The following is a 12,841-nucleotide window of genomic DNA, read 5'->3' on the forward strand; positions in this document are numbered from 1 at the left end:
GGCTATCAATTAGCTTTGCTGCTGTGAATAGTGAACTAAAGTTTCTCTATAAAGTGACAATAGAGCATTGTTGTCCACTTGAAAGCCAACCTTTTGTGCAGGGAACGAACTCCACTCATCATTCATATAACTACGTTGATCAGTTTTCTGAATCGTCATCCCTTCAGCGGGGCCATCAGTCACAACTCTGACTGCGCCACTGCGACAGGTAAACAGAGATGGTTGGATAACATAAGCAATGGCTGAAGGATCATGAACATGACACCCCTGCATTCCTACCTTTTCAGAATAGAACTTTAAGTAGTAACGGCTAACATCCCAGATAAAATGCCCTACCTCTCCAGCATCATCTCGCAAATCATCAAGGTATTGACCAGTAAAGAAGCTCTCCTCAGTAACGTCTAGCCCGATAATCACCACTGACCATGATGCTGTAAACACCTTATCCGCAGCGTGTGGATCATCATGGATATTCGCTTCAGCAAATGGCGTCACATTTCCCCTGTGGTCGTTTTCGCCGAACGCCCCACCCATAACGACCACTTCTTTTACTAAGTCGACAATTTCAGGGGCCGCCTCCAGAGCGAGCGCAAGGTTAGTCAGAGGGCCAACCGCCACAAGGGTAATCTCTCCAGGTTCCGCTAGAACACTATCGATAATGAACTGATAAGCCGGCTTATCAATCGCAGTGACATCTAACGAACTTGGTGCTTCCACATCACCAAAACCAGCCTCGCCATGAACCACAACCGTAGCGCCAACAGGATCTCTAACCAAGGGCTTATCAGTCCCCTTAGCCACAAGCGCCTTCATTCCAAACTTCTGTTTCAGATAAAGGGCGTTTTGAGTCCCGTTGTCTATCGTCGCATTACCATAAACAGTGGTAATGCCCATCAGCTCAATATCCGGATGCGCTTCTGCAAATAGTATGGCCATTGCATCATCGATGCCCGGATCTGTATCTAGGATGATTTTCTTTGTCATATCAGCTTCTAATTAAACAGTAGAAAGACCCAGACGATACCCAGAAAAAACGCAAATAAACGTGACCTAAACCTAAGCTCTGATTTTTATTGTAATAAGCCATAAGCTCACTATTCTAGAGGCGGATATTCTCACCTTTTTATTTAGCCTGATGCAGACCTTTTTGATAGAATCTGCGCCCAACTCTATGCCTCTGAGATCGTCATGACTTACCAATGCCCTTTGTGTCACCAACCTTTATCTCGACACGATCGTACGTTTAAGTGTGAAAAGAACCATCAGTTCGACCTAGCGAAAGAAGGCTATGTCAATTTGATGCCAGCGCACCACAAACGCTCAAAAGATCCAGGTGACAACAAAGAGATGATGCAGGCTCGTCGCCGCTTCCTTGAAGGCAACCACTACGATCCAATGCGCCAAGCCGTTGTTGGACTGTGTTCTCGCTATCTGCCAGAAGAGGCACCTAGCCTATTAGATATTGGTTGTGGCGAAGGATATTACACCAACGAAATTGCGGTAAACCTTCAAGAAAAGAATGGCGCTACTTTTGGCCTAGACATTTCTAAGATTGCTATCAAATACGCGGCTAAACGCTACCCTGCGGTCGATTTCTCTGTTGCTTCGAGTCATCGCCTACCCTTTGCTGAAAATAGCTTAGACGGAATTCTGCGCATTTATGCGCCATGTAAGGCGGAAGAGTTACAGCGTACCATCAAAGACAATGGCGTCGTGATCACCGTGACACCTGCTAGCCGACATCTGTATCAGCTGCGTGATGCGATTTATGATGGTGTTCGCTTGCACGATGAAGATCCAGAAGTGATCGAAGGTTTTACACTTGAGCACCAAGAGCAACTAAACTATATGATGGAACTATCGGGGTCAGACGCATTTGACCTACTACAGATGACGCCGTTTGCTTGGAAAGCGAGTGAAGAGTTTAAACAACAACTCACTGATGCTGAGCAATTCAACTGTGAAGCTGACTTTATGCTGCGAGTGTACCGCAAACAAATTTAATTGATATTGATTATCGTTTGCATTGAAATCTCATCTTGCCTCCTTTAGTATGCGTGTTCTTCAAGGAGGCATTTCATGCAACGTACTATTCTTATCGGATTGGCTACCCTGCTCACGGCTTGTGCTAATCAACCTTCAAACAACACTTCTCAAAAAGTGGCTAACACGCAAACGGAAACCGTTTCCACATTCTATGATTACCAGTTTGCTTCTCCACAAGGCGAAACGCTGTCTCTCGAGGCATTACCTCAACAGTTGATTGACTCTGATGTGGTCCTTATCGGTGAATGGCACACTCATTCGGCAATCCATCGCTTTCAAACCGACTTCTTAAAAGCGCGCCGCAACGCCACATCAAACATTGCGCTTTCAATGGAACAGTTCACTCGAGAGCATCAAGACACATTGAACCAATATCTAAATGATGAGATTGGTGAGCAAGTTCTTATGTCTCAGGCGGCAGCTTGGCCAAATTACGAAAGTGATTACCGCGCGTTAGTGGAGTTCGCTAAAACCAACGACGTCGATATCATTGCGGCAAACGCGCCAAAACCGTTTGTACAATGTATTGGCCGTAAAGGGTTAACTTATCTAGATCTGCTATCTTCAGAGCAACGAAACTGGGTTGCATCCGAAGTCGATACTGGCGATAGCCCTTACAAAGAAAAATTCATGGCTTCCATGCATCACGGCACACCAGAGCAAACAGAAAAGCAGTTTGCCGCTCAGGTAACGTGGGACGAAACCATGGCTGAATCGATTGTCGATTACCTCGCATCGAACCCCAATCAGCAAGTGATTCATGTAGCGGGCAAATTCCACACAGAAGGAAGTTTAGGCACTGCGGCTTCTATTTTGCGTCGTAACCCTGATTTGAAAGTGGCCGTTATCAGCCCGGTTGACGAGTTCTCATCAGATACTAATGACTACCAGCTCAAAGTACTTTCTCCGCCCGCTCGCTTTGTTCAAAAAGAGAACCGAATGAAAGCATACAAGCATCTGTCTAAGCGCGGTTCAGATCTCAAGTGCGACTAAATAAATTCACTATCCAGACTTAAGCTTTATTTAAGTTCAAGTCTGGTACGCTAAAAGCTTGTTCAATCGCGCCCTAAGATAAATATTGATATCGGCATAGGAATTGCTTAATTACCAAGCAGTTTTAATTAAGCAGAAGAAAATGTAATGTGCGAATAAAAAGCATCACTATCGATGATTAATTGCACAAGTTTTTCACACCTCTGCCGATACTATATTTAAGGATAGGTAAGGAGAGCGATATGACGCCAGTAGGAATGAGTAACACTCAGCTGTATGCACCTTCGAAAATGAACGCACAAGCTAAAAGCACTGAAGCTGAAAAGCCTGCACCTCTTAAGGTTGAACAAAATACCGTTAAGCTTTCTGATGAAGGCAAAGCCCTATTATCTGCCCTTAAAGAAATCGATAAAGAAGCGAAGAGAGTTGCGTCAGAGAATGAAACCGTAACTGATAAGGTTGAATCATTTGCTCATGGCGCGCTTGGTATGGATCACCCAGATAAGATTGAAGAAGAGGAAGATAACTCTTATTCAGCAGGGCAATACTTGTCCGCAGCGGCAACGGTTGGTGGCATTCTTCTCGCTCTGATTTAATATGACTTTCCTTTACTGCATTCCTGTTACTGCACTACGTGCATTGTCCCTATTGCACTGAGCCTCTTTCACTGCAAAAAACGATTTGTCGTCACGACAACAGACTCGATTTGTCCTAAAATACGAGTTCACGACATAATGCCGCTCTCATTTTAATGGAGTAATACTCGTGAAAAACTCTTTTGCGCTTATTGATAAACCAACCTTTTTTGGTGCGATAGCACTCCTACTCACGATCGTCTTCCCGCTGATTATGTTTCCGACGCAAGGAGCAGGCTGGATTGCGGTAGCTAAAATATTTATGACAGACCAACTTGGTTTCTTGTACCTAGCGCTTGGACTCGCAGCTTGTGCCTTTATGGTTTACGTTGTGTTCAGTGACATGGGACAAATTAAACTGGGTGAAGCTGATGAAGAACCTGAGTTCAAAACTGCATCGTGGGCAGCAATGCTTTTCTGTGGTGGTATCGGGGCAAGTATCTTGTACTGGGGTTGTATTGAGTGGGCTTACTACTATCAATCACCACCTTTCCAACTAGAACCTGGCAGTGAAGAAGCCGTTCGTTGGGCTGCGACCTATGGTTTATTCCACTGGGGTCCAATTGCTTGGTCTATTTACCTAATCCCTGCGATTCCAATTGCCTACTTTTTCTATGTCCGTAAACAACCTGTACTAAAAATTTCTAGCGCATTGATACCAGTATTGGGTGAGCACCATAGCCGTGGTGTTGCGGGTAAAGTTGTAGATATCCTATTCATCTTTGGTCTATTAGGTGGCGCTGCGACAACGTTAGGTTTAGCTGCCCCTCTTATTACTGAAGGTCTTAACCACCTATTCGGCTTGCCAAAAAATAACGTAACTCAAGTTATGGTGCTTTTGGTTTGTACTGCGATATTCGCGTACTCATCGTATGCGGGTTTAGAAAAAGGCATCAAGATCCTCAGTAACATCAACTTCTGGGGTGCGATGGGATTATTGGTATTCGTATTAATCACTGGTCCAACGATTTTCATACTCGAAACGGGCTTAGACTCGATTGGTCGCCTATTGTCTAACTTCTTCGTAATGGCAACGTGGGCTGAACCATTCGGCGGCTACGGCACTTTCGAAAACACACATTTCCCACAAGATTGGACCATTTTCTACTGGGCGTGGTGGCTAGTTTTCGCACCAAGTATGGGCCTGTTTGTTGCGCGTATCTCTCGCGGCAGAACCATTAAACAAATGGTGTCAGGCTCAATCTTCTTTGGTTCATTAGGCTGTTTCTTATTCTTCATGATCTTAGGTAACTACGGTTTATCCCTGCAGTTATCTGGTGAACTAGATGTCGTCGCAATCCTAAACGAAGAAGGCGCAACCAAAGCAATTTTCTCAATGCTGGCACAACTGCCAATGAGCACTTTAGTGATCGCCGTATTTACACTGTTGTGTATTATTTTCACTGCGACAACCTTTGACTCGATCTCTTACATTCTGGCTTCTGTGGTTCAGAATAACGTGACCGAAGAGCCAATGCGTTGGAACCGTATGTTTTGGGCATTTACCCTATCATTCCTACCGACGATCCTAATGTTCCTTGGTGGTTTAAGTACGCTTCAAACAGCTGCGATTGTTGGTGGTTTACCGCTACTGGCTATCTCTGTGATGTTGATGATCTCAGCCGTTCGTGCAACGAGCCTCGATTTACGTCACCAAGAGAGTTACATCGAGCCAACGATTAACATAGAAGAGCTGCCAGACATGGACCCATGGTCAGCAGAAGGTATGGCACTGACACAGTTCGAGAAAGAGAAAGACGCAGCACAAGATGCCGCAGAACTTGAACGTGAAGCTTACAAAGCCCTTGCCGACGTGAAGAAAGAAATCCGCGCTTATGTTCTTGAACAAGGTGCGCAAATGGAAACACATGAACTTCCTGAAAACCTACAACAAGCACTTGAGCAGGCTGAAAACAGCCTAAGTACAGCTCAAGCGAAAAAAGTTGAGTTATCAGAGCAAGCTCAGAAAGCTCGAGTCGCGTTCAATCAGGTGGTTGCTGAACTGCCACTTACTTGACATTAGCCATGACACAGTCCATTTATTTGGACTCTCCTAAATACGACAAAGGCTCACAGAAATGTGAGCCTTTTTTTATGCTTTTCTAAAAACTTGAGTTATTGCTCAATTTCATATGGATGAAATAAATATGAAACGACTTTGAAACAAATCGGTGTTCTAATCATCCCGCTTATATAAAAAGGGATAACCAATGAAGCAACTTATAAAACCAATCGTTACCGCTGTGGTAGCCTCTACACTCTCATTCAACGTACTCTCAGCAGAAATCAAAAATGTCATTCTGATGATTGGCGATGGTATGGGACCTCAGCAAGTTGGTTTATTAGAAACCTACGCAAACCAAGCGCCAAATTCCATCTATAAAGGGAAAAAAACGGCCCTTTATCAACTGGCTCAAGAAGGAGTTATTGGTTCATCCCTTACACATCCGGAAGACGCAATCGTAGTGGATTCAGCTTGCTCTGCAACCATGCTTGCAACGGGTATTTACAGCGGTTCAGAAGTAATCGGCATCGATTCCCAGGGTAACCATGTTGAGACAGTACTTGAGAAAGCGAAAAAAGCAGGCAAAGCGACCGGCTTAGTTTCCGACACCCGCTTAACTCACGCGACTCCTGCGTCTTTTGCCGCTCACCAACCTCACCGTTCTTTAGAAAATCAAATTGCATCCGATATGCTAGCAACGGGCGCTGATGTGATGCTATCTGGAGGGCTACGTCATTGGATTCCTAAATCGACCAACGACAAAGGTGAAACTTATAAGCAACTTGAGCAACTGACTCAAGGTGACGTTTACCTAAAGTCAAAGCGTAAAGACAACCGCAACCTGCTAACTGAAGCAGAGCAAGACGGCTACCAATTGGCGTTTAACCGCAATATGCTAGACGACGCTAAAGGCGATAAACTACTTGGCCTATTCGCCTACTCAGGCATGGATGATGGCATCGCTTATAGCAATAAGAAAAAGAGTGGCGAACGAACTCAGCCAAGCCTGAAAGAGATGACACAAAAAGCGCTCAATATCCTATCCAAAGATGAAGACGGCTTTTTCCTCATGGTCGAAGGCGGCCAAATAGACTGGGCAGGCCACAGTAACGATGCAGGTACCATGCTGCATGAATTGCTTAAGTTCGATGAAGCAATCCAAACTGTGTATGAATGGGCGAGAGATCGTGAAGACACGCTCGTGATTGTGACCGCAGACCACGAAACAGGTTCTTTTGGCTTCAGCTACTCTTCTAATAAGCTTCCAAAACCACAGAAACGTTCTGGCGAAGCTTTCACTGATCGCGACTATGCACCCAACTTTAACTTTGGCGCATTCGATATTCTTGATGGTTTGTATAATCAGACGCAAAGCTACTACGGCATGATCAGTGAATTTCAGAAACTGGATAAAGCGCAGCAAACACCTGAAAAGTTCGCTGAAATCGTCAACAAAAGCAGTGAGTTCCCTGTCACTACTGAACAAGCGAAAAACGTATTAGCGAGTAAGCCGAACCCATACCGATTGGCTCAGCATAAATACTTATCGGCAGAAGAAGTGCCAGCGATCAACGATTTCGATGCATTCTTCCCTTATAACGACCGTGGTAACTTGCTTGCTCGCGAACAAGCAACAGGTCAAAACATCGTTTGGGGTACAGGTACTCACACACATACACCAGTAAACGTGTTTGCTTGGGGCCCTGCTGAAAAGATACTGCCAGTTTCGAAAATCATGCACCACTCAGAACTTGGTGAATACATTAAACAACAAGTAAACTAGCCTGAATCTTTTTTGCTCGTTTCACTTAGCGCCCTTCGGGGCGTTTTTTTGTTTTAATTTTTTAAACCTTTAAGCCTTTAAGCCTTTAAGCCTTTAAGCTAAGTAAGTTTAAATTTAGGCGACGCCAAATAGCAAAACAGCCGCTAAAGAGCGGCTGTTTTTATAATACTTAGTGATTCGGATGGTTCAGAATGTGGTCTTCCCAATCGACAACATCGATTTCGTATACCACTTTGTTACGAACGCTTTCACCAGCAGCATGCATCTCAGATTTAGAACCCGTAATCAGTGGGTGCCATTCAGGGATCGGCTTAGATTCAGATAGAAGACGGTAAGCGCAAGTATCGGGTAACCAGTGGAATTCATGAATCTTGTCACGAGTCAGCTTCAAGCATTCTTCACCTGAAGTGAAACGGTTCGGGTAGTCTTTACACGAACATGTTTTGTCGTTTAACCAGCTACACGCCACGTTGGTGTAGTACACTTCATCGCTATCTTCATCCATTAGTTTGTGTAGGCAACACTTACCACAACCGTCACAAAGTGATTCCCACTCATTCTCGGTCATTTGCTCTAGTGTCTTTTCTTGCCAAAATGGATTCGTCATAGGATTACTCCTTACTCTTTTACTGGGGTGCGTGTTATACCGTTAGCCCATAAAAAGTTCAAGGATAAAAATTGTGCATTCTGTGATCCAATCAATAGCTGTCACTCCCATTATTTTTTGCTACTATCGCGCCCCCTGTTATTTAGTGAGTTTAATTTGATGGAATGTCGTTTAGGTTGTGGAGCTTGTTGTATCGCTCCGAGTATTACATCTGCTATTCCTGGAATGCCTGATGGCAAGCCCGCAGGTGTGCGTTGCATTCAATTAAATGAGCAAGATCTATGCAAATTATTTGGTCAACCTTCACGCCCTAAAGTCTGCCACCAGTTCAAAGCCTGCCCTATTATTTGTGGAAAGACGGACCAAGAAGCTCTCGATAACCTTATCGAACTAGAAGCTATTACCTAAGATTTCTTTTCTAAATGCCCAAGATTTCACAACTTTGATAAATCTAAACTATCTTATTGATACTGGTAAAGATTAATAAGGATAGTTATGAATAAGTATATCGCAGAAATGTTCGGTACGTTTTGGTTGGTGTTAGGCGGTTGTGGTAGTGCCGTCTTAGCCGCGGCTTTCCCTGATGTGGGAATTGGTCTACTCGGAGTTTCCCTTGCCTTTGGTTTAACCGTACTCACCATGGCCTTTGCTATTGGGCATATATCAGGTTGTCACCTCAACCCAGCTGTCACCATCGGTCTATGGAGTGGTGGTCGCTTTGATGGCAAAGATGTTGCGCCTTATATTATCGCTCAGGTGATTGGCGTTGGCGGTATTATCGCGGGCGGCGTGCTATTTGTGATTGCTTCTGGTCAAGCAGGTTTTGACGTTGTCTCATCAGGCTTTGCTTCGAATGGTTACGGTGAGCACTCACCGGGTGGCTATTCGCTAACAGCAGCACTCGTGTGTGAAATGGTCATGACTATGATGTTCCTATTTGTGATCATGGGGGCAACCGATGCGAAAGCACCGGCTGGATTTACACCTATCGCGATTGGTCTTTGTTTAACCTTGATCCACCTTATCAGTATCCCCGTCACTAATACCTCTGTGAACCCTGCTCGAAGTACTGGTGTAGCCGTATTTGTTGGGGACTGGGCTGTTTCACAATTATGGCTATTCTGGATTGCACCGATTATTGGTGCCGTGATTGGCGCTGCGATTTATAAAGCCGTGCGTGGCTCTGATTAATCGTTTGAAAAAATTTTAGAGTAGGCACGTTTCAGAATAGAGCTTTATAACAAAAAAGAAAAAGCTGCTTAGTGATTATTCACCAAGCGGCTTTTTTAGATCTTATGACGGCCGAGTAAGGAGTGCGAAAGCGTGGTGCCGTCCACCAGCTCTAGCTCACCACCAACGGGAACACCATGTGCGATACGACTTGCGTTCACTTCATGGGCATTGCATAGCTCAGCAATGTAATGCGCTGTTGCTTCCCCTTCAACTGTCGGGTTGGTCGCTAGAATTACTTCAGTGATATCACCACGACGTAAACGGTAATCCAAAACATCGAGACCGATATCACTTGGACCGATACCATCCAGTGGTGAAAGGTGCCCCATAAGCACAAAGTAACGACCTGAATATTGGCCAGTTGCTTCAATGGCTGCAATGTCTGCAGGGCTCTCAACTACACAGATTTGACCGTTATCCTGACGTTTAGGGTTGGTACAAATGTGGCAAGTATCTTCTTCAGTAAAAGTACGGCACTCATTACAATGACCAATTTCAGTCATTGCTTGGCTAAGAGCTTCAGCCAACTGTAGGCCGCCTTTTCTATCGCGCTGTAACAAATGAAAGGCCATACGCTGCGCCGACTTGGGGCCAACCCCAGGTAGACAACGTAAGGCCTCCATCAAATGTTCCAGCATATGACTGGTACGCATATTTAACCGTTCTAACTTTTAAAGTAACGGCCTATTCAAAATAGGCCGTTGATAGAGACAAGTCTCTTATAAATAAGCCGCTTAGAAAGGCATTTTCATACCTGGTGGAAGTTGCATCCCACCAGTTACGCCAGCCATTTTCTCTTTTTGAGTCTCTTCAACACGACGAGCTGCATCGTTGAAAGCGGCTGCGATAAGATCTTCAAGCATCTCTTTATCGTCTTCCATTAGGCTTTCATCGATATCAACGCGACGAACACTGTGACTACCAGTAATCGTAACTTTTACAAGGCCAGCACCTGACTCACCTGTAACTTCCATATTTGCGATTTCTTCTTGAAGCTTTTGCATGCGCTCTTGCATTTGCTGGGCTTGCTTCATCATGTTGCCCATACCGCCTTTACCAAACATGTTATTACTCTCTGGTCTAATTGGTTTATTAAAATCATTTAAGCTACTAAGGGCTTAAATGGGGGTTAAAGCTCTGTGATTCAACCCCACGAATTCAGTTCTCTGATTTGCTTTCCAAGGATGATATGCCCATCACTAAATGAAAGAGGTATCTATCCTGATAGAACGTTGCATTGGAGGAACGTTATATTGGACGAACGCTATCTCTATCAAGCTCGGCAGCAAAACGTCTTTCGATAAACTGTACGTTGGCATCGTTCTCCAAACTAGAAAACGCGTCTTTCAACTTGCTTTGATACAGCCTTTCTCTTAATTCTAGTGGCGTTTCCCCACCATCGCCGATTTCCACACTCAAATGACACTCTTCTCCGAGCACAGCATTGAGCGACTTTAATAGCTCGCTTTGTGCACGGTCGGTATTTAAGTGAGCTTGGCTCGCTCTCAACGTTAAGGCAATCGAAGTGCCATTTTTATCAAACACTGAGTTCAACGCTAACTGCTCAACAAGCTTCGCGGTCTCTAGCTTTTGAATCGTGGCGGACCAGTCATCTTGAGCAATAGATTCTTTGAGCAATTTCTCGACCATTTCTGGAGTCTTAATATGCTCAAGCGCGCGCTTGATCTGAGTTGGTGTAAGCTCTTTGCTGACTTCTTTTACTATAGGTTTAGACGGTTTCCAACGATAAGGTTCATTATCATTGGTAACATTTTCTGTCGAAGAGGTCTTTAAAGAAGCTGGCGACACCCGCTCAGAACCACCGTGTTGCTGAGCAACTCGGTCAAGAACTGAAGTTTTGGCTGGTGTCGCTTTAGCCTTTTTTGGCGTTGAACCTTTACTTTCTGGAGCTGCACTGCCTCTGCGTTGAGAACGCAGTTGGTGGCGTAAACCACTTACTGGCGATGAAGAGCGTGCTGGTTGCTCTTGTTGCGTCGGTTCAGTGCTTGCCTGTTGAGGCTGGCTCTGATTCGTCGCTTGGTTCTGCTGTGGTGGCATTTGCGGAGTCGCAGGACTCATCGCTTGCTCCGCACCGTAGCTAGGACTTTCGTCATAAGCCGGTGATGCGTCATACTGACTGTGCGGGTAATCCTGTTCTGGATAACCTTGGTTGCCTGAATGATCAGCGTAACCTTGCGAATCTGAATATTGTGCCGGGTTCTGTTGTTGATGTTGCTGTTGCACTGGCTGCTGAACAGGAGTTTGTTGAGGCGCTGGTTGCTGCACTTGAGGCTGTGAAACCGCAGGAGCCTGAGCGGGCTGTCTAGGAGCGGCCATTGGTGCAGGTTGACTCACAGGCTGAGCAACGCTTTGAGCTGGAACTTGTCCTTGAACTGCTAGCGCTGGGCTAGTCGACTCCGTCGAGATAGCCGTTGCACTAATTTGTTCTGCAGGTCTGAATGCCAACATACGCAGAACCACCATCTCAATGCCAACACGAGCGGTTGGTGATAATGGTAGGTCTTGACGCCCTTTCAACACAATCTGATAGTACAGTTGGATATCTTGTGGGCTCAGCGCTTTGCTAAGCAACTCTAGACGTTCAGCATCAGGCTGCGCTTTATCTAAGGTGGATGGCAGCGCTTGGTACATGGCCAGACGATGCAATTGGGTCGCAAGTTGACTCAACAACCCATCCCATTCCACGCCATTCTCGGCAAGACCTTGGATGCAAGCCATCGCCACTTTTGGCTGCTTACTGCTGATCGCTTCAAGTAGATGAATCGCTTGGTCAGTGTCCAGCGTACCAAGCATATGAGCAACAGTGTCCGTTTCGACATTACCGTTACCCAACGCAATAGCTTGATCCGTAAGACTCAGTGCATCACGCATACTGCCGTCAGCAGCATGAGCAATCATGCCAAGTGCACGAGACTCTGAGGTCACACTTTCTTGTGCAAGAATATGATCGAGCTGCTCATGGATATTATCGACGCTAATAGGCTTGAGATGAAACTGAAGACAACGCGAAAGAATCGTAACCGGAAGCTTTTGTGGATCGGTCGTTGCGAGCAAGAACTTCACATACTCAGGCGGCTCTTCTAAGGTTTTTAGAAGCGCGTTGAAACTGTGCCTAGACAGCATGTGTACTTCATCGATCAGGTAAACCTTGAAGCGACCACGTGCAGGCTTATACTGGACGTTGTCCAAAAGCTCGCGGGTATCTTCTACCTTAGTTCGAGATGCAGCATCGATTTCAAGAAGATCAACAAAACGACCTTCATCAATCTCTTTACAGGTTGCACACTCACCACAAGGTGTTGAGGTAATGCCTGTTTCACAGTTTAGACCCTTAGCAAATAATCGGCCGATGGTCGTTTTACCGACACCTCGAGTCCCGCTGAACAGGTAAGCATGGTGCAATCTGTTCTGGCTAAGTGCATTCTCTAATGCTGTTAAAACATGGGCTTGACCAACCACTTCTTTGAATTTGGTTGGTCGCCATTTTCGCGCTAACGCAAGATAGCTCATGAATAATT

The 12,841-nt window shown here is 45.3% G+C and carries 12 protein-coding genes; 7 read left to right on the forward strand and 5 right to left on the reverse strand.

Annotation, left to right across the window (positions count from 1 at the left end; all coding sequences use genetic code 11):
• Window positions 1-9: 9 nt before the first annotated feature.
• The gene (locus ACMAZD_RS12595) at window positions 10-984 is read right to left on the reverse strand and encodes a nucleoside hydrolase (RefSeq protein ID WP_435247486.1); all 975 of its coding nucleotides are present in this window, start codon (window positions 982-984) and stop codon (window positions 10-12) included.
• Window positions 985-1,188: 204 nt separating this feature from the next.
• Between ACMAZD_RS12595 and rlmA the strand changes: the two genes are divergently transcribed.
• From rlmA to ACMAZD_RS12620, 5 genes are all read left to right on the forward strand, one after another.
• A complete protein-coding gene (gene rlmA / locus ACMAZD_RS12600; protein WP_435247487.1) occupies window positions 1,189-2,004 on the forward strand; it encodes a 23S rRNA (guanine(745)-N(1))-methyltransferase in 816 nt (271 codons plus the stop codon).
• A 75-nt stretch (window positions 2,005-2,079) separates the two neighbouring features.
• Entirely contained in the window at window positions 2,080-3,039 is a 960-nt protein-coding gene (locus ACMAZD_RS12605) for a ChaN family lipoprotein (protein ID WP_435247488.1), read from the forward strand.
• 242 nt (window positions 3,040-3,281) lie between these two features.
• Window positions 3,282-3,635 carry a hypothetical protein gene (locus ACMAZD_RS12610; RefSeq protein ID WP_435247489.1) on the forward strand — a complete coding sequence of 118 codons (354 nt, stop codon included), beginning with the start codon at window positions 3,282-3,284 and terminating at the stop codon, window positions 3,633-3,635.
• A gap of 169 nt (window positions 3,636-3,804) precedes the next feature.
• Window positions 3,805-5,691 carry a BCCT family transporter gene (locus ACMAZD_RS12615; RefSeq protein ID WP_435247490.1) on the forward strand — a complete coding sequence of 629 codons (1,887 nt, stop codon included), beginning with the start codon at window positions 3,805-3,807 and terminating at the stop codon, window positions 5,689-5,691.
• A 193-nt stretch (window positions 5,692-5,884) separates the two neighbouring features.
• Window positions 5,885-7,462: an alkaline phosphatase gene (locus tag ACMAZD_RS12620; RefSeq protein ID WP_435247491.1), complete on the forward strand. Its 1,578-nt coding sequence runs from the start codon at window positions 5,885-5,887 to the stop codon at window positions 7,460-7,462.
• A gap of 169 nt (window positions 7,463-7,631) precedes the next feature.
• Here ACMAZD_RS12620 and ACMAZD_RS12625 read toward each other — a convergent pair whose 3' ends face one another.
• The gene (locus tag ACMAZD_RS12625; RefSeq protein WP_435247492.1) at window positions 7,632-8,069 is read right to left on the reverse strand and encodes a YcgN family cysteine cluster protein; all 438 of its coding nucleotides are present in this window, start codon (window positions 8,067-8,069) and stop codon (window positions 7,632-7,634) included.
• A gap of 159 nt (window positions 8,070-8,228) precedes the next feature.
• On the opposite strand from ACMAZD_RS12625, the gene ACMAZD_RS12630 reads away from it, so the two are divergent.
• Window positions 8,229-8,477 carry a YkgJ family cysteine cluster protein gene (locus ACMAZD_RS12630; RefSeq protein WP_435247493.1) on the forward strand — a complete coding sequence of 83 codons (249 nt, stop codon included), beginning with the start codon at window positions 8,229-8,231 and terminating at the stop codon, window positions 8,475-8,477.
• A gap of 87 nt (window positions 8,478-8,564) precedes the next feature.
• The gene (aqpZ, locus tag ACMAZD_RS12635) at window positions 8,565-9,260 is read left to right on the forward strand and encodes an aquaporin Z (protein WP_435247494.1); all 696 of its coding nucleotides are present in this window, start codon (window positions 8,565-8,567) and stop codon (window positions 9,258-9,260) included.
• Between the two features lie 95 nt (window positions 9,261-9,355).
• Here the strand turns inward: aqpZ and recR are convergent, their stop codons facing one another.
• The 3 genes from recR to dnaX all read right to left on the reverse strand — a co-directional run bounded on the left by recR (window position 9,356) and on the right by dnaX (window position 12,833).
• Complete coding sequence (recR, locus tag ACMAZD_RS12640) at window positions 9,356-9,955, reverse strand: recombination mediator RecR (RefSeq protein WP_017111149.1); 600 nt, start codon at window positions 9,953-9,955, stop codon at window positions 9,356-9,358.
• 81 nt (window positions 9,956-10,036) lie between these two features.
• Window positions 10,037-10,366 (reverse strand): YbaB/EbfC family nucleoid-associated protein, encoded by a 330-nt coding sequence (locus tag ACMAZD_RS12645; RefSeq protein WP_009848672.1) that lies wholly within the window; start codon window positions 10,364-10,366, stop codon window positions 10,037-10,039.
• A gap of 184 nt (window positions 10,367-10,550) precedes the next feature.
• Window positions 10,551-12,833, reverse strand: a complete 2,283-nt coding sequence (gene dnaX / locus ACMAZD_RS12650; RefSeq protein ID WP_435247495.1) for a DNA polymerase III subunit gamma/tau — start codon at window positions 12,831-12,833, stop codon at window positions 10,551-10,553.
• Window positions 12,834-12,841 lie beyond the last annotated feature (8 nt).

Origin of the sequence: Vibrio sp. nBUS_14, from assembly GCF_051201655.1 — a bacterium.
Taxonomy (GTDB): domain Bacteria; phylum Pseudomonadota; class Gammaproteobacteria; order Enterobacterales; family Vibrionaceae; genus Vibrio.

Excerpts from the sequence above, each read along its gene's own strand:
- ACMAZD_RS12605 (WP_435247488.1), top strand. The coding sequence starts at position 2,080 with ATGCAACGTACTATTCTTATCGGATTGGCTACCCTGCTCACGGCTTGT.
- ACMAZD_RS12645 (WP_009848672.1), bottom strand. The coding sequence starts at position 10,366 with ATGTTTGGTAAAGGCGGTATGGGCAACATGATGAAGCAAGCCCAGCAA.
- ACMAZD_RS12625 (WP_435247492.1), bottom strand. The coding sequence starts at position 8,069 with ATGACGAATCCATTTTGGCAAGAAAAGACACTAGAGCAAATGACCGAG.
- recR (WP_017111149.1), bottom strand. The coding sequence starts at position 9,955 with ATGCGTACCAGTCATATGCTGGAACATTTGATGGAGGCCTTACGTTGT.
- ACMAZD_RS12595 (WP_435247486.1), bottom strand. The coding sequence starts at position 984 with ATGACAAAGAAAATCATCCTAGATACAGATCCGGGCATCGATGATGCA.
- rlmA (WP_435247487.1), top strand. The coding sequence starts at position 1,189 with ATGACTTACCAATGCCCTTTGTGTCACCAACCTTTATCTCGACACGAT.
- dnaX (WP_435247495.1), bottom strand. The coding sequence starts at position 12,833 with ATGAGCTATCTTGCGTTAGCGCGAAAATGGCGACCAACCAAATTCAAA.
- ACMAZD_RS12610 (WP_435247489.1), top strand. The coding sequence starts at position 3,282 with ATGACGCCAGTAGGAATGAGTAACACTCAGCTGTATGCACCTTCGAAA.
- aqpZ (WP_435247494.1), top strand. The coding sequence starts at position 8,565 with ATGAATAAGTATATCGCAGAAATGTTCGGTACGTTTTGGTTGGTGTTA.
- ACMAZD_RS12630 (WP_435247493.1), top strand. The coding sequence starts at position 8,229 with ATGGAATGTCGTTTAGGTTGTGGAGCTTGTTGTATCGCTCCGAGTATT.
- ACMAZD_RS12620 (WP_435247491.1), top strand. The coding sequence starts at position 5,885 with ATGAAGCAACTTATAAAACCAATCGTTACCGCTGTGGTAGCCTCTACA.